This window comes from Sphingobacterium sp. UBA1498, assembly GCF_002325125.1.
Classification (GTDB): Bacteria; Bacteroidota; Bacteroidia; order Sphingobacteriales; family Sphingobacteriaceae; genus Sphingobacterium.
On the sequence record NZ_DCRG01000040.1, the window covers coordinates 120,692 to 140,718 of the forward strand.

Below are 20,027 nucleotides of genomic sequence, written 5' to 3' on the forward strand. Positions count from 1 at the left end.
CTCAATGCGTTTTTTTGCTGCAAAGAGCTTTATTATGGTCTTACGACCTCAGCTTTTTTAGCCGTATTACCTTCAGCCAAATGTTTTCCTTTACGCAAGTCATATACCGAAGGTGCCGCTAAAATAATCGATGAGTATGTACCTACGATTACACCGATTAAGATTGCGAATGAGAATCCACGGATAACTTCACCACCGAAAATAAACAGGACTGCAAGAACAAATACAATCGTTAATGAGGTAATGATCGTTCTACTTAACGTCGAGTTGATCGCATGGTTGACGACATCGCCAAGATCTTCATTATGTGCATTTGGTTTTGATACGAATTCACGTAAACGGTCAAATACAACCACTGTATCATTCACCGAGTAAGCAATGACCGTTAATATCGCTGCCACAAAGTGTTGGTCAATATCAAGCGAGAATGGTACGATGCCATCCAAGAGAGAGAATAAGCCCAATAAAATAATCGCATCGTGGATTGTTGCAATAGCTGCTCCAACTGAATATTCCCATTTGTGGAAACGAATCAAAATGTAAGCAGCAACAATGATGATAGAGAAAATTGCCGAACTGGTCGCTCTAGACTTGATATCAGTAGCAATACTTGGCCCAACTTTTTGAGACGAAAGGATTTCATGTTTATTGGAAGCGTCTACTTTTGATAGACCTTGGTTTAATTTATCCAATACTTCTTTGTCAGCAGTGTCCGAAGTTTCTTCGATATGGTAAGTTGTTGTTATACGCAGTTGGTTGGATGCACCGAAGACTTTTACTTCTGTTGTTTTCTGGAAGATATCATCCAAGTTTGTACGTACAGCTTCCAAGTCCACAGGTTTATCATAACGGACAGTATACGTACGACCACCTTGGAAATCCACACCTAAACTGAATCCTTTTGTGAAAATTGATGCCGCAGAAATTAACACGGCAACGATTGAAATCGCATAAAAGATTTTACGTTTCTGAACGAATTTAAAGTTTGCATTATGCAAGGTATTTGCAGACCAAGGGAAAGAGACTTTGATTTTGAAATCTTTCGCCAACATCCATTCAAAGATAACACGAGTAACAAGGATCGCAGTAAACAATGAAGTAATGATACCCACCATTAATGTTGTCGCGAAACCTAAGATCGGGCCACTACCAAATAAGAATAAGATAATACCGATCAAAAACGTTGTGATCTGCGAATCCAAGATGGAAGGTAAAGCGTGTTTGTAACCATCTGCAACAGCCTGACGGATCGATTTTCCTAAGCCCAGTTCTTCACGGATACGTTCATAAATCAAGACGTTCGCATCGACCGCAGTACCCATTGTTAATACGATACCCGCGATACCCGGTAAGGTGAGTACAGCATTTAAGGATGCCAATACCCCCATAATGATAAATACGTTTAACAATACCGCAATGTTTGCCACGATACCTGCAGTATTGTAGTAAGCGATCATAAAGATCATTACTACGATAATACCGATAACAGCAGAGTTAACACCCGCATCAATGGCAGCCTGACCCAAAGTAGGTCCCACAATAGCTTCTTCAACAATTTTAGCAGTCGTTGGAAGACGACCTGCCTTCAATACGTTTGCTAAATCTTTGGTGTCTTCTACCGTAAAGGATCCAGAGATTGATGAACTACCATTTGGGATTTCACCGTTTACAGAAGGAGCAGAATAAACCACATTATCAAGAACGATCGCAATTGCATCTCTGTTTTGAGCCGCTTTTGCAGTAATTTTCTTCCATTCACGTGCACCTTCGCTGTTCATTTGCATACCAACCACAGGTTGATTTTTCTCATCAAAGTTTGCTGTTGCATCCGTAATGACATCTCCTGTCAATACAGCACCATTATCTTGTCCAGCCCCTTTAATTGCATATAATGATAGTTGCTCAGGTGTCTTTTGTTCAGGTTTAACAGCCCATAAAAGTTTTAAGTTTCCCGGGAGAATTGATTTTACCTCCGGACGTTGCAAGTATGCATTTACTTTTGCTGTATCTTTTAATGAAGCAATACCCACCATTGAACCTGGCATTAGTGCCATCTGTTGGTTTTCACCCATATAAACTGCTGGGCGCAACACTTCAAACAGTGGATTTTTCTGACCAAGATTTACAGCAGCACTGTCTTTTATCGCATCTTTTTTACCACCGGTTAGGTTGGACAACAAATCATCTGATTTTTTGCTTGTGTCTGCTACGGAAGTACCTGTTGTAGCAGGGGCTGCTTTTAACGTAGAAGCTAAAGTTTTGTCGATATTTTCCAGTAATGGATAAACTTCTTGATTGGTATAGGTCTCGTAAAACTCCAGTTTAGCGGAGCCTTGAAGCAGGTTACGCACACGGCTTTCGTCTTTGACACCAGGTAATTCGATTAAAATACGGTTTGTACCTTGTTGAATTTGAATGTTTGGAGATGCAACACCAAACTTATCAATACGTGTACGAAGTACTTTGTAGGAATTTTGGATGGCGTTGTCCGCTTCTTTTTGAAGGAATGATTCAACTTTTGAGTCTGAATCCCCAGGTTTAATTAGTGCAGCATTATCTTTTGTTGAAAAGAAGGTTGAAAGTGGAGTTGTAGCACCGATGGATTTGTATTCTTCCATAAATAGCGCAACGACTGTTTTAGCACTCGTTTTGCTTCTTGCTACAGCCTGTTCCAACGCTTTGTTGAATTTCTCATCTTTTGGATTGTTTGCCAAATTGCGGATCAATTCGTCCAACGAGATTTCCATGGTTACGTTCATACCACCTTTCAAATCCAATCCCAAAGCGAGTTCATTTGCTTTGGCTTCCCGATAGGTGTATTTTGCAAACCCTAAATTGTACACTACTTCACCTGCCATTGAGTCTAGATAGCTCTTCTCTTTCGCCAAGTCTCCCTTGGCAAAATTCTCAGCATCGCGCTCCACATTGCGGGTCACCCAAGTAAATGATAGGGAGTATAGACACGCTAATGACACCACTATCACTAAAAGTTTAATCAGCCCTTTACCTTGCATCGTCTGTTATTAATTGTATTAATTATAATGTTAAATACTGTTTATGTAATTGATAATTAGTTCTTGTTTAATCACATTTTACCAAGAATGGCAAAGGTATAAAATTTTTGTAGAATGAAAAGTTTTATTTATGCCAATTAGGTCAACGGCATAAAAATAGGAGAATTGAATAAAAAAAGAAATACTTATGCATTTTATTTCATAAAAAAAGGTCCTCCTCATGATGAGAAGAACCTTTTTTTTAAGCTATTTGAGCTGCTTCTATTATCTCAACGTATATTTGATACCAAATGAAAATGTTGAAGCGTCAAAATCAGAACCATGGTTTAAAGTCCAATTTGGTTTCCAGTCAGCGTGAAGACCGATAGGAGCCGATGGAATTTTAAATTCAAGACCCAATTGCGGTCTCAATCCCACATAAGTAATGTTGTCGCCAACGTCTACAAACGTTAATTGTGCACCAACACCTGCGTACCAACCTAAACCTGGAGCGCCACGGAAAGGTCTTGCATGTTGCCAATCAGCACCAACTGCTACCACATGGTCATCAAACATTACCTGCGCTTGACCATTGTTTGCGCCACCCATTGACTGTTTGTATTGAACCCCCCAAAGGTCACCGATCGATCCGTCGAAAACCACACCGATTGCAGCGCGTTGAGGAGATTGAGCTTTTACTTCTTGTGTGCCAAATGCTAATGCTGCGACAGCAGCTAATGAAAGTAGTGTCTTTTTCATAATTATCTTATCTTTATATTTTCATTAATTAAAATAACTTTTCGTGTTACCGAAAGCAAATAGCTTGCCAAAAAATAATCGCGTCTGAAATAAAGGAAATGGAATGTTTAATTCATAATGGTTCTAATTTGTCTTTCGATTGTAATTTCTATATTTTATTTTTTAATATTACTTATTTTTCTTAAATTTGCCTGGCAAATAGAAAACCCAATACATATTTGCCATGCAATTAGATCCACAAAAATTCGTAGCAGAAGGTCTCACTTACGATGACGTCTTATTAATTCCAGCTTATTCTGAAATTTTACCCCGTGACGTTGATACGAGTACTTCGCTAACAAAAAAAATCAAATTAAATATCCCATTGGTTTCTGCAGCAATGGATACGGTAACTGGTGCTGATTTAGCCATAGCGATTGCACAAGCTGGCGGTATTGGTATGTTGCACAAAAACATGACTATTGCAGAACAGGCTGCTGAAGTACGCAAAGTTAAGCGCTCCGAGAGCGGGATGATTCAGGATCCTGTTACTTTATTGGCAACAGCAACAGTGGGAGACGCCTTTAATATCATGAAGGAGCACAAGATCGGTGGCATTCCCGTTGTGAATGAAAATGGGCAGTTAGTCGGTATTGTAACCAATCGTGACCTTCGTTTTCAAAAAGATATGCTTCGACCAATCAATGAATTGATGACGAAAGAAAATCTTGTCGTGGCACCCGAAGGAACAGATTTGGTGAAAGCTGAGGAGATTCTTCAAAACGAAAAGATCGAAAAACTTCCAGTAGTCAATAGGGAAGGAATTTTGAAAGGTTTGATCACATTTAAAGATATTCAAAAATATAAGCATTATCCAAATGCCGCTAAAGATAGCCATGGACGTTTATTGGTGGGCGCTGCAGTAGGCGTTACGCCAGATACAATGGACCGCGTTGAAGCGTTGGTGAAGGCGGGAGTAGATGTAGTCACCATTGACACGGCACATGGGCATTCAAAAGGGGTGATCGATAAACTGAAATTAGTAAAAGCCCAATTTCCTGAACTTCAGGTCATCGTTGGAAATATTGCTACAGGTGCGGCTGCAACCGCTTTGGCTGAAGCAGGTGCAGACGCGGTAAAAGTTGGTATCGGACCCGGATCAATCTGTACAACACGTATTATTGCAGGTGTCGGTGTTCCTCAGCTTTATGCGATATATGAAGTAGCGAAAGCACTGAAAGGAACTGGCGTACCATTGATTGCAGATGGTGGTATCAAACAGACAGGCGATATTGCAAAAGCAATTGCCGCTGGGGCAAGCACGATTATGGCCGGCTCATTATTCGCAGGAGTGGAAGAAGCCCCAGGTGAAACCATTATCTACGAAGGACGTAAGTTTAAGTCTTACCGCGGTATGGGTTCAATTGAAGCGATGGAAAAAGGGTCTAAAGACCGTTATTTCCAAGACGTGGAAGATGATATTAAAAAACTGGTTCCTGAAGGTATTGTTGGTCGTGTTCCTTATAAAGGTACACTGGCTGAAGTCGTTTATCAATATGTCGGTGGACTGCGCGCTTCCATGGGTTACTGTGGTGCTGCCACAATTGAGAAGTTGCAGGAAGCTCAGTTTGTCCGTATTACAGGAGCAGGCTTGAGAGAGTCTCACCCACATAATATTTCCATTACGAAGGAAGCACCAAATTATAATAGCAGAGGCTAAATACTGCTTATTTGATATAAAAGCCGATAATCTTTATTATCGGTTTTTTTTGTGTAAAAATATTAGCAGGATAGCCCGAGGGATCGACAGGAAATTTGTACTTTTATACCCTATTCTCAGGTTTTAAAATTTAAGGAGTTAATTTGGATTATTTAGCGGGTTTAAACCCTTCACAACGAGGAGCCGTAGAGCAAACAGAAGGTCCTGTGATGATTGTTGCAGGAGCTGGTTCAGGAAAAACACGGGTGATTACCTATCGTGTAGCACACTTGATTCGAAAAGGTGTTGATCCATTCAATATCTTGGTGTTGACATTTACCAACAAGGCAGCCAAAGAGATGCGCGCGCGTATCGTTTCTGTCGTTGGGAGCGAAGCGAAAAATATTTGGATGGGAACATTTCACTCCGTATTTGCAAAAATACTCCGGGTAGAAGCTGAATTGATCGGGTATCCCAGAAACTTTACAATCTACGATACCGACGATACCAAAAGCTTGTTGCGTGCCATCCTAAAAGAAATGAATCTCGATGATAAGCTATATAATGTCAATCATGTATACGGGCGTATTTCGCAGGCAAAAAACAACCTGATATCACCGCAGGAATATAATAAGAATGAAGCCATCTTGGCCGAAGATATTTCAAATGGTCGTGGGCAATTGGGACAAATTTATATGACCTATGCCCAACGCTGCTACCGTGCAGGGGCCATGGATTTTGACGATTTGCTGTTTAAGACAAATGTCTTGCTCAATAAGCATCCAGAGGTACTGCATAAATATCAGCACCAGTTTCGTTATCTGATGGTCGACGAGTATCAGGATACGAACTTTTCACAATACCTTATTGTCAAGCGTCTGGCAGCAGTAAATGAAAATATCTGTGTCGTAGGGGATGATGCGCAGTCCATCTACGCGTTCCGTGGCGCAAATATTCAGAACATCCTGAATTTCCAAAAGGATTATCCAGATGTAAAGATCTTTAAACTGGAACAGAATTATCGATCCACTAAAATGATCGTAAATGCGGCCAATTCGGTGATCGCCAACAATCAGAATCAATTGGAGAAAAATGTCTTTTCTGATAACGAAGAAGGCGAGAAAATCAAGGTTTCACGTGCGTTCTCTGACAATGAGGAAGGTAAAATCGTAGCCGATCTGATCATTGAAGAGAAATCGATAAAGGGTCTTAATTATAAAGATTTTGCTATTCTTTACCGTACCAATGCCCAATCCAGAGCAATGGAGGAGGCTTTGCGCAAAATTAACATACCCTATAAAATATATGGTGGTACTTCTTTCTATCAACGGAAAGAAATCAAAGACTTAATCGCCTATTTCAGGCTCACCTTTAATCCAAACGACGAGGAAGCATTAAAGCGCGTTATCAATTATCCGCGTCGCGGGATCGGAGATACGACAATCGAGAAGATTATGATCGCAGCAGATCAGAATCAATACCGAATTTGGGATGTTGTTGCCAATGCGGCTCAGTTTCTTGATGGACGTAGTGCAACCTCTGTTGGTGGTTTTGCACAGATGATACAGAGTTTTCAGGCTTTGGCTAAGAACAATAGCGCTTTTGATACGGCCATGCACATTGCTCAGCACTGTGGTATTCTAAAGGAATTGTATGAAGATAAGTCCGTAGAAGGATTGGCGCGCTACGAAAATATCCAGGAACTCCTCAATGGTATTAAGGAATTTTCGGAGCGAGAGGATATTGAAGAGCGCGGACTGGACGTTTATATGCAGGATATCGCTTTGTTGACCAACGACGATAACGATAAAGATCCAAATGCTGATACCGTGTCTTTAATGACCATACACTCTTCTAAAGGGCTGGAGTTTCCGATTGTCTTTATTGTTGGTTTGGAGGAAAACTTATTTCCGTCGCAGTTATCTTTGAATTCCAGGTCGGAATTGGAGGAAGAACGAAGACTTTTTTATGTCGCTGTTACGAGAGCTGAAAAAAAATTACTACTTTCGTATGCTACTTCGCGATATCGTTGGGGAACGCTCAATAATTGCGAACCCAGTCGCTTCTTGGATGAATTGAATCCGGCATGTCTCGCATTGGATTTTAAACCACGACAAACTTCTGCCTCAGCCGGAAGTTTTCAAGGCGAACGAATTGCATGGCAACAAAAGGACAGTGATGACACATTTTCTAAACCTAAGCCTAAGCCGATGGTGAAGACGACGTCAATACTGCCAAAAGCCCACAAACCTACTGCGGGTTTTGCTCCTTCAGATACATCAAACCTTCAAGTCGGCATGGAAGTTGAACATGAACGCTTCGGATTTGGGAAAGTTGTCAATCTCGAAGGAAACAAAGGAGATATAAAAGCAACTATTTTCTTTAAAGAGTTGGGACAGAAACAATTGTTGCTTAAATTTGCAAAACTTAGAATAATTCAATAATAAAATACCAAAACGACATCTTGATCGTTTACTTAGGTACTTATATTAGCTATATGAACTTTGACTACAACAGCACTAGACCAAAATTGATCCTTGCAGAATATGGTCGCAATGTGCAAAATATGGTAGATTACATCTGTACTTTACCCACAAAGGAAGAAAGAAATAAACACGCACAAATTGTAATCGATATGATGGGGGTATTAAACCCACATCTGAGAGATGTGTCTGATTTTAAACATAAGCTGTGGGACCACCTACAGATTATTTCTGATTTTAAATTGGATATCGACTCGCCTTATCCAATTGCTACTGCCAAAAGCGTGAAACACGAAGTGGAGCACCTCGGCTATCCGCAGCATTCCATCCGATTCAAACATTACGGTTTTACCGTAGAGAAAATGATTGAAAAGGCACTGTTGGCCAATGACGAAGCCAAAAGGGAGCAGATGGTTATCGGTATTGCCAATTTTATGAAAATGGCTTACCTGACCTGGAATAAAGATTCTGTTTCGGATGAATTGATCATTCAGGATCTCAAAGAGCTGTCGGGTTACCAATTGACCTTACCAGAAGGTACTGTTTTGACGAAACTTGACTTTAAAACACCGCCTCCAGGAAATCGTGTTAAAGGTCCGGCCAATAGTAACTCGGGCGGAAATAACAACAACAACAATAATAACAATAATTCCGGCCATCAGTCGAAAGGTGGTGGTAAGCCTCGTATGGCAAACAACAACAACAATAACAATAATACCAAGCGCAACAACTACGGAAGCAACAGTAATAGCTACGGAAGTAACAATAACAATAGTTACGGAAGTAATAATAATAACAGAAACAGAAAGCCACAGGGTAACTATAATAACAAACGAGGCTAGTTCTTAAAGATTGTTCAAGGAAGCAGGCAATTGCGAAGTGATTAATAGATTTCTTTACAATTGCCTGCTTTTTTTAAAAAACGCGCTGTTTTGGAACAATAAACCAAATACCCAAGGGAAATACAAGTGGAGAGTATGTATTAAGAAGATATCACTTATAGAATAAATGAACGCATTTGAAATAATCGGTGGAAAACCGTTAAAGGGAGAGATTATTCCTCAAGGAGCAAAAAATGAGGCCTTACAGATTCTTTCTGCAGTTTTACTGACAGAAGAACCCATGACCATCAGTAATATTCCAGATATTAAAGATGTCAATAAGTTGATTGATCTGTTAGGAGCGTTAGGTGTTAAAATCAATCGCATTGATAAGGATACCTATGTTTTTGAAGCTAAAGATATAAATATAGACTATTTTCAATCGCCCGAATTTAAAGAAAAAGGGGGGGGGTTGCGGGGTTCTATCATGATTGTTGGCCCTTTGTTAGCTCGATTCGGCAAGGCAGCTATCCCAAAACCGGGTGGCGATAAAATTGGCCGTAGACGATTGGATACACATTTTTTGGGCTTTGAAAAATTGGGGGCTAAATTCATTTACGATCCTACCAATCATTTTTTTAATGTTGATGCAACAGCGCTAAAAGGCAGCTATATCCTATTGGACGAGGCTTCAGTGACCGGTACTGCCAACATTGTAATGGCTGCTGTATTGGCCAAAGGCACAACAACGATATACAATGCAGCTTGTGAGCCTTATTTACAGCAATTATGTAAGATGCTAAACCGCATGGGAGCAAAAATATCCGGTATTGGATCTAATTTGTTGACCATAGAAGGTGTAGAACGTCTTGGCGGTACTTCACACCGTATGTTGCCCGATATGATTGAAATAGGTTCCTTCATCGGATTGGCAGCAATGACAGGTTCGGAAATTACAATTAAGGACGTCTGTTTTGAAGAACTTGGTGTTATCCCATCTGTATTTTCGCGCTTGGGTATCAAGTTTGAATTACGTGGTGACGATATTTTTATTCCCGCACAAGACTCCTATGAGATTGATACATTTATAGATGGATCTATTCTGACCATTTCGGATGCACCCTGGCCAGGTTTTACGCCAGATTTATTGAGTATAGTGCTCGTGGTAGCAACGCAGGCAAAAGGAAATGTATTGATCCACCAAAAAATGTTCGAGAGCCGTTTGTTCTTCGTGGACAAATTGATTGATATGGGGGCTCAGATTATTTTGTGTGACCCACATCGCGCCACGGTTATTGGATTGAACAAATCACATTACCTGAGAGGTATTGAAATGACTTCCCCTGATATCCGTGCCGGAGTATCCCTACTCATTGCAGCCTTATCTGCAAAAGGAAAGTCTGTGATCCACAACATCGAACAAATTGAACGCGGCTATCAAGATATCGAAGAGCGCTTACGGAAATTAGGTGCAGATATTAAACGTATCGACGCCGAACCAAAAGGACATTAAATAACCTGATGAGCCCGAGTGGCAAATCGAAGAAAAAAAGCTCCAGATATTATTTCTGGAGCTTTTTTGTGATATATGCAGCAAATAAGGTAAATTTGTACAAAACACATTTAAACAAAAATAGATATGAAAAAATATCTAATAAAGTACGCCCTATCTCTCCCTTTATTTGGCCTATCACTAATTTTTTATAATTGTCAATCTTCCACACCCAAAGAAGTTAAATTACACGAAGAATCAAATACAACAACTGACATCCGTTCTTCAAAACGTATCGATGCTGCGGTAATCGAACAAAAAGTTACCTTTCCGAATATGCCTTTTGCTGAACTCCTCAGGTTGATGAATCTGAATAAAGAGAGCTCACCTGCCGTTCTGTGGAAAACGATATCCACATTGCCCGAATCCCAAAAAAAGGAGGCAGATAGCTTTGATATAGGAAATCCCCTCCAACGCATGGAACTTATGCTTGTTCCCTTACGCAAGATGGAAATTAGATTTGATCAACAACAAGCAAAATCCATTGCTGAAGGTTTAACCTATCAGTTGCAAAATTATGTGAATTACAGTAAAGGTACAGGAGAAGGCTTTTTAGCAAATCGAGAAAATGAGGATATTAATATTTCCCTTAACTTTCCAGGGGGAATTTCCCATGGGTTTGCCAAAGTGCAGATACGAATAAATCCCAAAGACTATATGATCGACAAAACGGGGAAAACAAAAGTAATTGCCGGCATTACCTGCCAACAGGCCATTTACAATAAAATTGATCCGAAGGATAAAGCACTTCCTAAATTTGTCATTTGGAAAAGTCCACGGATTCCAAAAGGAATTAATAGGCTGCATCCTTATGTGTTTGATGAAAACGAAGGGATTCTCGAAATTGATGCCTATCTTAAGGATGACGAGAATTCATTACTGCGTTTTACAACAACAGCTGTCGTTGAAAAGCAATTTGGACCCAAAGAATTTGAAGTTACAAAAATGCGTACCAGGGCTGATGGTCCCAGTGATCAAAATAGCGTCGAACAAAGGGTGCTTGATGTCGTGTTTCATTAGTACGTCAAATAAAAAAACGGAGTTGATCAATAATCAACTCCGTTTTTTTATTTGATTTAGGTAAAATCTACATTAAAGGAGCAGGAGCTTCTTCTTCAAATAAAGGAAATTCTTTGATAATATTATACCAAGTAATCACCTTTTTAATATCCGATGAATAGACACGTGATTCATCATGGCCGGGAGCTACTTCACGGAAGAAATTTCTCAACGTTTCGCCATCTGATTTCGTATCCGGTAAAGCAATTCCTTTCTCTTTGATTGTTTCAAAAATATTCAATAACCGAATTTCTTCTTCTTCACCATAAATTGTGATGTCTTCCAAAGTAGCCATTTTTGTCGAAGATAAACTGACTACCGTTTTAATTTTTGCCTGATCAAGGGTTTCTAAAATAAAACCTCCTTTATTTTGTCCAACCAATTTGAACAATCCTGGCTTACCAGTTACGGATACTAATGCTCTTAAATTCATTTTAACTATATTTAAATCTCCAAGAATTAATCTTCGATAACTTCAATTGATAAGATACGGTCACCCTGTCTGATATCGTCAACAATATCCACATTCTCAGTTACCTTTCCAAAACAGGTATGGTTACGATCCAGGTGAGCAGTGTTGTTACGGCTATGGCAGATGAAAAATTGAGAACCTCCTGTATTACGGCCAGCGTGAGCCATGGATAATACACCTCTATCGTGATATTGGTTTTCGCCAGTCAGTTCACAGTCAATTTTATAACCAGGACCACCTGTTCCCGGTGTGCCTGCGGCACCTTCTCGTGAATTTGGACAACCACCCTGGATCACGAAATCAGGAATCACGCGGTGAAATGCTAATCCATCATAATATCCTGATTTAGCAAGTTTAATAAAATTGGCTACTGTATTTGGAGCATCAGCTGTGTAGAACTCCACAGTCATGTCGCCTTTTTCTGTTTTAATGATCGCTTTACTCATATTCAAAAAATTTTTATGAAGTACAAAGATAACGTTTCAGAGTGAAATGTGAAGTAAATCCCTATTGCCAATTTTTTTTAATTGATAGATTGTTTATTTCTCAGGATATTAAGTAGCTTTTTTTGTATATTTATGTACGCTAGCCTTTTATAACTTAACTGCAAATGTCAAACTCGTACAAACTAGTCATTCGGGATTGGGCTGAGGCCGATCGCCCGAGGGAGAAACTTTTGAAGCAAGGTCGTAGGGCACTTACAGATGCCGAATTATTAGCGATCTTGATTGGCTCTGGATCCAAAAATGAAAGTGCCGTCGAATTGTGTCGGCGTATATTAGCTGATGCCAATAACAGCCTGCAGACACTTTCCACAATGGATGTCGCAGAACTGAGCAGGTATAGAGGCATAGGAGAAGCAAAAGCCATTTCCATTCTTGCCGCCTTGGAGCTCGCTCGTCGCAAAAACGAACTGCCCGCCGAAGAGCGTAAACAGGTGACCAGCAGTCGCTATGTATATACCCTTATGAAACCAATATTACAAGACCTCCCGCATGAGGAATTTTGGACAATGTATTTGAATACCGCATATAAAATATTGGACAAGCAGCTCATTGGCCGTGGCGGTAATGATTTTACGCCAGTTGATGTCCGAATAATCTTACGAACGGCAATCAGCCTCAAAGCACACGCCATTATACTTATTCACAACCATCCTTCAGGTACTTTGTATCCGAGCAATGCTGACAAAATCCTGACGCAAAAAATTGTCGAAGCCTCTAAAATTATGGATATTAGAGTTGCCGATCATTTAATCTTTACCGATAACGGATATTACAGTTTTAAAGATGAGGGTATCATCGACTAGTTATAGTATGCTTAGTATGGACAAAAATAGTATTGATAGATTCACAGACAGGGTTGTCGATTATGAAAAATTTAGACCTAATTACCCCAAGGAGATTATTCAGGTGCTAAAAGAACAGATCGGGTTACATAAGAAATGGTTGGTTGCCGATATTGGCAGCGGCACCGGGCTCTCTACCCAACTCTTTCTCGAAAATGGAAATGACGTTTTTGCCGTAGAACCCAATCGTGAAATGCGTGAATCCTTGTTGCATCATTTTAAAACCTATAGGAATCTAATTGCAGTGAATGCCACCGCCGAAGACACGACCATTGAGTCCGGATGTGTTGATCTTATTTTTGCCGGACAATCGTTCCATTGGTTCGACCGGCAGGCCTGTCGAAAAGAGTTTGACCGTATTCTTACTGAAAATGGACATATGGTAATCGTCTGGAATCAGCGCGATCCCACGGATGCCTTTCAGCAAGAGTATGAACATTTTTTACGCAGTCATATCCCCAGTTATCAGCCGGTCAGCCACAAAAATATTAGTGATAACGATCTTAAACACTTTTTTGGAACGCGGGCAATGAAAAAGATAACTTTGCCAAATCAACAGATCTTAGACCTCCGATCTTTTTTGGGAAGAGTGCGTTCATCCTCCTATTTCCCAAAAGAACAATACAAAAATAAAACGTTGTACGATGATCTCCGTATTCTTTTTGATAAGTACGCAATCTTCGATCGTATCGTATTCAAGTATATAACTGAAATATATATCAGTTAACTCCGACACCAGAATCTGTAAGGCCTTTTTAATTACATAGGAACCGAAAAGTGAAATTTGCTTTAGTTAAAAATGTGTTAAACATGAGGCGCTAAGGAGGGGATGGCATTTTATTTGGACGTAATTCAACGAAAGAAAAAAGAGATATGTTAGGAGTTGAATTAATAATCTTTAGACGTTGCTTACTGTTGGTGCTGATTGTAGTAGGTGGAATCCATAGTGTAATAGCGCAACAGATGCATGCTTTTTATAACTCAGTACCTGAATTTCATAGAGTATATCGCTGGTTAGATCCATTCTTTCCTTTAAACCCACAAGTCGACAGGGGGAATCTTAATGTAATTCACGAGGATGATACTGAAAATCACGATAAAACAATAAGTGCAACCGACAAAAAGCGTTTTAAAGGTAGGGTGAGTGACCAAGTATATGAAGGTTCGGAAGTAATCAGTAGCCCAGCAAAATCAGTTGGAAATATCACCTATAGTTCTTCCAGCTCAACCACTAGGTATCGCGTCGCTATCGATCGACGTATAGACGAGCAATACCTCGGCAAACCTGTATTTGTAGATGCCAGAGGAGTAAAATATATAATCGATTCGAAGTACAGAAAACAGATCGTAGAATGATGGCTAAGGCGCGTTAATAGCTAGTACGCTGCTGTGTGATATACGATAAAGAAAGCGGATAAATTAACAAAATCGTTTAAGATAACACATGAAAGCCAAAGTTATCTTAGCAACTCCATTAAATAGCTTTTATCCAGATAAAAGGTATCCAAGCTGCCGCCTTCATCCAGAATACTTTTGCTTATTTCCTTTTTATGCTGCTGTAAGGTCTGAATTTTATCTTCAACGGTATTCGGGCTGATTAACCGAACTGCAGTTACCGTTTTTTGCTGCCCCATGCGATAAATCCTGTCAATGGCCTGTTGTTCGACTGCAGGATTCCACCAAGGGTCTACCAGATACACCACATCGGCAGCGACAAGATTGAGTCCAGTGCCCCCTGCTTTCAGGCTCACCAGGAAAACAGGTATATCCTTATTGTACTGGAAATCGCTCACCAGCTGACCTCGATTTTTGGATTTCCCTGTGAGCATCAATGAACGGATACCCCGTTTATCCAAAGCCTCTTTAATCAGGTTAAGCATCGTTACGAATTGTGAAAATACGATCATTTTATGCTGCTCTTTTTTATGCACAATCTGCTCCATAAGCATTTCAATTTTGGCAGAGTCCTCCGTGGATGTCAGCTCTTCATTTTGGAGCAGTTTGCTCGAGTTACATATCTGGCGCAATCTGGTTAAACCTTTCAATACATGCATAGGGCTTTTTCTGATTTCATCCCCATCTTTGGCCGAGATAAATTCGCGAAACTCCTTTTCATAAAGATCATAAATTCGCCGTTGAGCACTTTTCATTTCACAGTAAAGAACCAGTTCATTCTTCGCTGGAAGATCACGTAATACATCCTGCTTTGTTCGGCGCAGAATAAAAGGCTTTACTTTTTCTTTCAGCATTTCTTTTCTCTTGCGGTCGTGGAAGGCGTCTATAGGGGTGGTGTAAACATCTTTGAAGTACTTTTTACTTCCTAGTAAACCGGGCACAATAAAGGAAATCTGTGCATAGAGATCCATTGTGTTATTTTCGATAGGGGTTCCTGTCAAAATAATACGATTTCTTGATTTTAGTAAGTTTACTGTTTTATAACGCTGAGAATCTGGATTTTTTATTTGCTGCGATTCATCCAATATAACATAATTGAACTTTATTTTTTTCAGCATATTGATCGCTGTCAACAGGTTGTGATAAGAAATTAAAATCAGGTCATAGGATTCAGGCTGCCGCGCTTTTTGTAGGCTATTTGGACCATCGACAACGAGCGTTTCAAAAGACGGAAGAAATTGCTGAATTTCGTGCTGCCAGTTGAAGATTAAGGTCGTGGGAAGTACCAGTAAAGTTGCTGCAGTTTGTCCCCGTCCTTTTTGAGTAGCCAAGAAAGCTAAAATTTGGATGGTTTTGCCGAGCCCCATATCATCGGCAAGACAGCCTCCAAAGTTAAGCCCATCCAAAAAATGCAACCATTGTACTCCCTCTTGCTGATAGGGGCGTAGATTTCCAACAAAGGATGATGGAATCTGAAGTTTGGAGAATGAAGAAAAATTAGTGAGTCTATTTCTCAGCATGCTAAGCTCTGCCACTACGGTAGGATCTATCTCAGACTGCTCAAAAAGATGGTCAATCTCATTAAATTTATATTTTGGAATTTCAATGAAATCATCCGTGATCGTTTCGGCGGCATTAAAATAAACTTCAAATTTATCGAGCCACTCCTGCGGTAAAATTCCCTGGGTGCCATCGTCTAACGTGATAAACTGCGAACGATTCCGTACGGCTTTTTCGAGTTTTTTAAGGGAAACGCTCTTAGGACCAAATTTAACCTGTATATGGGCATTGAACCAGTTTTGACCACTCAGTACCTCGATATGTATTTTACCTTTAAAACGACTTAATTTATTCCCCCGAAGGGCATTAAATCCAATGATCTGTATACCGTGATGCTGCCATTCATCAAAAGCATCTAAAAACCAGTCTTTATCTAGAAAATAGCGGCGATGGAGATAAAAATGCTGGAAGCTTCCATCGTGCATCTGTTCCTCAAAATACGGATGTTGCTTCAGTAAAAGCGAAATTATGTTAGTTTCTGATTCGCGCTTCCGATCGACCAAAAACTGGTTGCCCTTACTATCTGTTCCAAATATGTTTCGTTTGCTTAAAATAGGAATTTCGACCTCTCCATAACGCATCACTGGAATAAGGTTGACAAAATCGGCTGACTCTTCAAGAAATAGGATCGGTTGCATGTCTTGATAATACAGATTTTCCTTTAACTGCGGCCTGCTCGCTTTAGGAATATCCCGGAAATGCAAATCCACCGAATGTGCGAGCGGTTCCAAAAATAAGCTGTTGAATTCTTTGAATTTCCGCTGATGAATCAACAACTGCTCACCCTTGTTGCCAAACAAACGTATCAACTTGAGGTGAAGCTTATTTTCAATCAGAAAAAGCTGATTTCTGATGAAGATGAAATGATCCAAAAGAATAACTAAATCCTGTAAACTGTAGGCTATGGTATGGATATGAATTTCTCCCTGAATAGCATAAAATGAGCCTTTTTTTGTAATAAAAAGCTTAATATCACCTTTCTTCAGACTAAGCTGAACTGCTGATAGGGAGGAGGTTGTTATATTTTCATATTGTTCATAATCATGTAGGTAAAAATCCATGCGTAGCGGGTTTTTTGCAATTGCCTTCAGGCTGGACATAATTTCCAAATCTTGTTGCACTACCTGCGAAAGCTGAAGCACAGCCGTGTAAAATTGCATTTCCTCTATTGAGCGGCTCCGCCAGACACATGTTTGGATATCACCATCAGAAATCGGGTTTTTGAGCATTCCGGATTTCGTTAATGAAGCCTGGCAGAGGAGCACCTGCAGATTTTTGTAATACCGATTGCGTGTTAATACAACAAAATGATGCAGCTGTTCGATAGGAGTTTTGCTTTTCGGGGTAAGAGATTCCGCCACCAGATCGAAGTCATCAATGGATATTAAATGTTTGTCTTTCAGTGAGAAGTCTAGTTTGCCCGCTTTGATATGCGCAGAAAAATAATTTTCTAGAGCCGGTTCATCTTCCAGTCCATATTGTGCCGCAATTTTTTTCAGGAGATCTTTGTACCGATTGGCGTCAAAGAATGCCAGCCAATTTTCCTGCATAAATAATTTACTTAAAGCCGCCTTTTGATGACGACAAAATCCTGTATGGAGACAGTTGCAGAATACGGCTGTCGCCGGAGCGGTATGGATAATCATCACCTCAAAGTCGTTATAATTTTCCTGTACACGAAACGTTGCCTGATTGATCTCCATCTCCAGTGCATTCACCTGGAAATGAGAGAGTGTCAAGTCCATCCAAGGAAAATAAGAATGCCGGCTTACTTTGTTGAAATCAATATCGGTCAATACATGCTGATGAAACTCCATACGACTTGATTAAAAGTTAAAACTCATACCCCCATAATAATTACGCAAGGGGGCAGGATTAAAATAGCGGCCCCCAAAGGCATTGATATCGTTTCCAAGACTATATTTTTCATTCAGCAGATTGTCTGCACCTCCAAAAAGTCTGATTTGATAACGGGATCCGACAGATTTTGTCCAAGATAATTTGCCCTGCAAAAGATGATACCGTTTGGCATAAACAGAATTTGCATCATCCAACGGCATTGCTGCGGTTAGATTAGACAGAAGGTCGAATCGAAATTGATTCGGAAAAAGTATATTCAATGAATTCACCCATACTGTTTTCGGAACCGCAGGAAGCTTATTACCCTGATAATTTTTGTCGCCCACCTGATAGGTTCTAAAACTGTAATCATTGAAGGAAAAATTACTGGCGAACTGTAGGCTACGGACAACACCGGACACTTGCGGTGTGATCAAATAGAGCAGTATTGATGCTTCTAACCCCTTTTGGTCTATTTTACCCGCATTTTGGAAATATTCAGCACCATTTTCCCTGAGCTGTCTGATAATGGCGTTGTCCATTTGATACGTGTAGGCCGCAGCATCTAAAACAACCCGGCGATTCCACAAATGCAAGCGCAACCCCAATTCATGATTCGTACCGGTTTCAGGCTTGAGTAGCGTATTAATTGAATTATCCGATGAACGGACCTCCGCAACAGTTGGTGTAGAGAACCCTTTGGAGATTGACGCTCTCAGTGCAAACATGGGGGTAATTAAATAGGATAAAGCTGCTCTAGGCATCCATGTACTCCCAAAATCAATGTTTGCTTTGTCTTCCTGTTCAACAGGAAAATATTGTCGGTAGCCAATTTTACTCTCATTTAATCCGAGCGAAAGCTCTAATTGAAGACGCTCGAGCCATTCCAGTTGAGTGCGGGCAAAAAATGATTGTTGGCTGTTATCCAACTTGTCCTTAGCCTGCGGGTTGGTGGCGACACCTTTTTCATTATCATAGTTGTCAACAGCATACCAGCCTTTTTGTGCTTCCAGGCCGAGCTGCAGCTCATATTTTAAATCCCTGCCCAATAGATCGGCATAAGATAAATATAAGCGCGTTCCCAGGTTTTTCTCGTCTCTTTTCTCGTAATTGGTAATGAACGGATTTTTGATCTGATTTGACGAACCAAATATACTGGCAAATAAGGTCATTTTAGAGCTGAGACGCGTTTGGTTGCTGAGTCCACCAAAGAACGTTTTATCGTAGATAGCCGCTTTTTGCTCAACAGACCCAGGATTTGGCCCGCCCTTCGGCCTAGCCTGCCTGCGGTCAGTTTCCATTTGTACGGCGGTGAGACCCCCAGGAGTCTGATAGCCAAGATCCGAATAAAACCCGGTGAATTTTAATTCGGAAGTTTTGGCGTACAGCCAATTGTAATTGAGCTGAATATTCTTTTTGTTTAAAGCCGAATTTTGTCTATATCCATCACTTCGGGTCCAGCTCTGATTGATGGCTAACTGCTGTGTCTGGCTAAAGGGTAATATGGTGTTAAGCTGTTCTTGAAAAAGACCATAAGAGCCGCCGGTGAGTTGCAGGTTGACTTCCGGTTCGGAAGACTGGTCAAATCCCTTACTGTATAAGGAGACTACACCACCCGAATTAGCACCGTAGATCGATCCATCTGGACCTTTTAAGATATTGATCTGGCCCAATGCATACGGATCGATCAAATTAAGATAGGTATTTCCACCAGCATCAGTAAGAGGAAAGTCGTCCAAGTAGATTTTGACATTACGAACACCAAACGGTGAACGGATCATACTGCCGCGGAGTGCAAGTCGATAACTTCCAGGAGAGCGTTCTTCCATCCGCAATCCTGGTACCCTGTTCAATGCCGATACAAGGCTGGGAGACTGCTGGGATTGGATCATTTGGCGGCTCAGCACAGCGGCCGAGGAGGTCAGTCGTAGTAGCGGTTGTTTATTGAAGTAGGCTTTAACCTCTACCTGTTCTAGCCTATTCGTCGCTGTATCTACTTCCTGAGCATATAATTTTCCGCATAAACCAAGGGCGGCGAACATGTAATATCTTTTCATCGTTGTTAGAT

At 40.5% G+C, this 20,027-nt stretch carries 14 protein-coding genes; 8 read left to right on the plus strand and 6 right to left on the minus strand.

Annotated elements, in window-relative coordinates:
• Positions 1 to 32: 32 nt before the first annotated feature.
• Together secDF and B3139_RS21345 are read right to left on the minus strand one after the other, a co-directional pair.
• The gene (gene secDF, locus B3139_RS21340; RefSeq protein ID WP_209578789.1) at positions 33 to 3,014 is read right to left on the minus strand and encodes a protein translocase subunit SecDF; all 2,982 of its coding nucleotides are present in this window, start codon (positions 3,012 to 3,014) and stop codon (positions 33 to 35) included.
• 264 nt (positions 3,015 to 3,278) lie between these two features.
• On the minus strand, positions 3,279 to 3,752 hold the full coding sequence (locus B3139_RS21345) for a hypothetical protein (RefSeq protein ID WP_209578788.1): 474 nt from the start codon (positions 3,750 to 3,752) through the stop codon (positions 3,279 to 3,281).
• Between the two features lie 223 nt (positions 3,753 to 3,975).
• Here B3139_RS21345 and guaB point away from each other — a divergent pair, with 223 nt between their 5' ends.
• The 5 genes from guaB to B3139_RS21370 all read left to right on the plus strand — a co-directional run bounded on the left by guaB (position 3,976) and on the right by B3139_RS21370 (position 11,306).
• Positions 3,976 to 5,451 (plus strand): IMP dehydrogenase, encoded by a 1,476-nt coding sequence (guaB, locus tag B3139_RS21350; protein ID WP_209578787.1) that lies wholly within the window; start codon positions 3,976 to 3,978, stop codon positions 5,449 to 5,451.
• Positions 5,452 to 5,594: 143 nt separating this feature from the next.
• The gene (locus tag B3139_RS21355; RefSeq protein WP_209578786.1) at positions 5,595 to 7,874 is read left to right on the plus strand and encodes an ATP-dependent helicase; all 2,280 of its coding nucleotides are present in this window, start codon (positions 5,595 to 5,597) and stop codon (positions 7,872 to 7,874) included.
• A 53-nt stretch (positions 7,875 to 7,927) separates the two neighbouring features.
• Positions 7,928 to 8,755, plus strand: coding sequence for a DUF4290 domain-containing protein (locus tag B3139_RS21360; protein ID WP_293885671.1), 828 nt, complete (start codon positions 7,928 to 7,930; stop codon positions 8,753 to 8,755).
• Positions 8,756 to 8,921: 166 nt separating this feature from the next.
• Positions 8,922 to 10,247 (plus strand): UDP-N-acetylglucosamine 1-carboxyvinyltransferase, encoded by a 1,326-nt coding sequence (gene murA, locus B3139_RS21365; RefSeq protein WP_209578784.1) that lies wholly within the window; start codon positions 8,922 to 8,924, stop codon positions 10,245 to 10,247.
• A 126-nt stretch (positions 10,248 to 10,373) separates the two neighbouring features.
• A complete protein-coding gene (locus B3139_RS21370; RefSeq protein ID WP_293885673.1) occupies positions 10,374 to 11,306 on the plus strand; it encodes a hypothetical protein in 933 nt (310 codons plus the stop codon).
• A 67-nt stretch (positions 11,307 to 11,373) separates the two neighbouring features.
• On the opposite strand, the gene B3139_RS21375 is transcribed toward B3139_RS21370, so the two are convergent.
• Together B3139_RS21375 and B3139_RS21380 are read right to left on the minus strand one after the other, a co-directional pair.
• Positions 11,374 to 11,778, minus strand: a complete 405-nt coding sequence (locus tag B3139_RS21375) for a DUF5606 domain-containing protein (protein WP_209578782.1) — start codon at positions 11,776 to 11,778, stop codon at positions 11,374 to 11,376.
• A 26-nt stretch (positions 11,779 to 11,804) separates the two neighbouring features.
• Positions 11,805 to 12,263 carry a peptidylprolyl isomerase gene (locus tag B3139_RS21380; protein ID WP_209578781.1) on the minus strand — a complete coding sequence of 153 codons (459 nt, stop codon included), beginning with the start codon at positions 12,261 to 12,263 and terminating at the stop codon, positions 11,805 to 11,807.
• Positions 12,264 to 12,427: 164 nt separating this feature from the next.
• Between B3139_RS21380 and radC the strand changes: the two genes are divergently transcribed.
• The 3 genes from radC (at position 12,428) to B3139_RS21395 (ending at position 14,521) form a co-directional block, all read left to right on the plus strand.
• Positions 12,428 to 13,126 carry a RadC family protein gene (gene radC / locus B3139_RS21385; protein ID WP_293885676.1) on the plus strand — a complete coding sequence of 233 codons (699 nt, stop codon included), beginning with the start codon at positions 12,428 to 12,430 and terminating at the stop codon, positions 13,124 to 13,126.
• A gap of 16 nt (positions 13,127 to 13,142) precedes the next feature.
• Positions 13,143 to 13,892, plus strand: a complete 750-nt coding sequence (locus tag B3139_RS21390) for a class I SAM-dependent methyltransferase (protein WP_293885678.1) — start codon at positions 13,143 to 13,145, stop codon at positions 13,890 to 13,892.
• 146 nt (positions 13,893 to 14,038) lie between these two features.
• Positions 14,039 to 14,521, plus strand: a complete 483-nt coding sequence (locus B3139_RS21395) for a hypothetical protein (protein WP_293885680.1) — start codon at positions 14,039 to 14,041, stop codon at positions 14,519 to 14,521.
• Between the two features lie 101 nt (positions 14,522 to 14,622).
• Here the strand turns inward: B3139_RS21395 and B3139_RS21400 are convergent, their stop codons facing one another.
• Both B3139_RS21400 and B3139_RS21405 read right to left on the minus strand, forming a co-directional pair.
• Entirely contained in the window at positions 14,623 to 17,937 is a 3,315-nt protein-coding gene (locus B3139_RS21400) for a DEAD/DEAH box helicase (RefSeq protein WP_293885682.1), read from the minus strand.
• A gap of 9 nt (positions 17,938 to 17,946) precedes the next feature.
• On the minus strand, positions 17,947 to 20,016 hold the full coding sequence (locus B3139_RS21405) for a TonB-dependent receptor (protein WP_293885684.1): 2,070 nt from the start codon (positions 20,014 to 20,016) through the stop codon (positions 17,947 to 17,949).
• Positions 20,017 to 20,027: the final 11 nt, after the last annotated feature.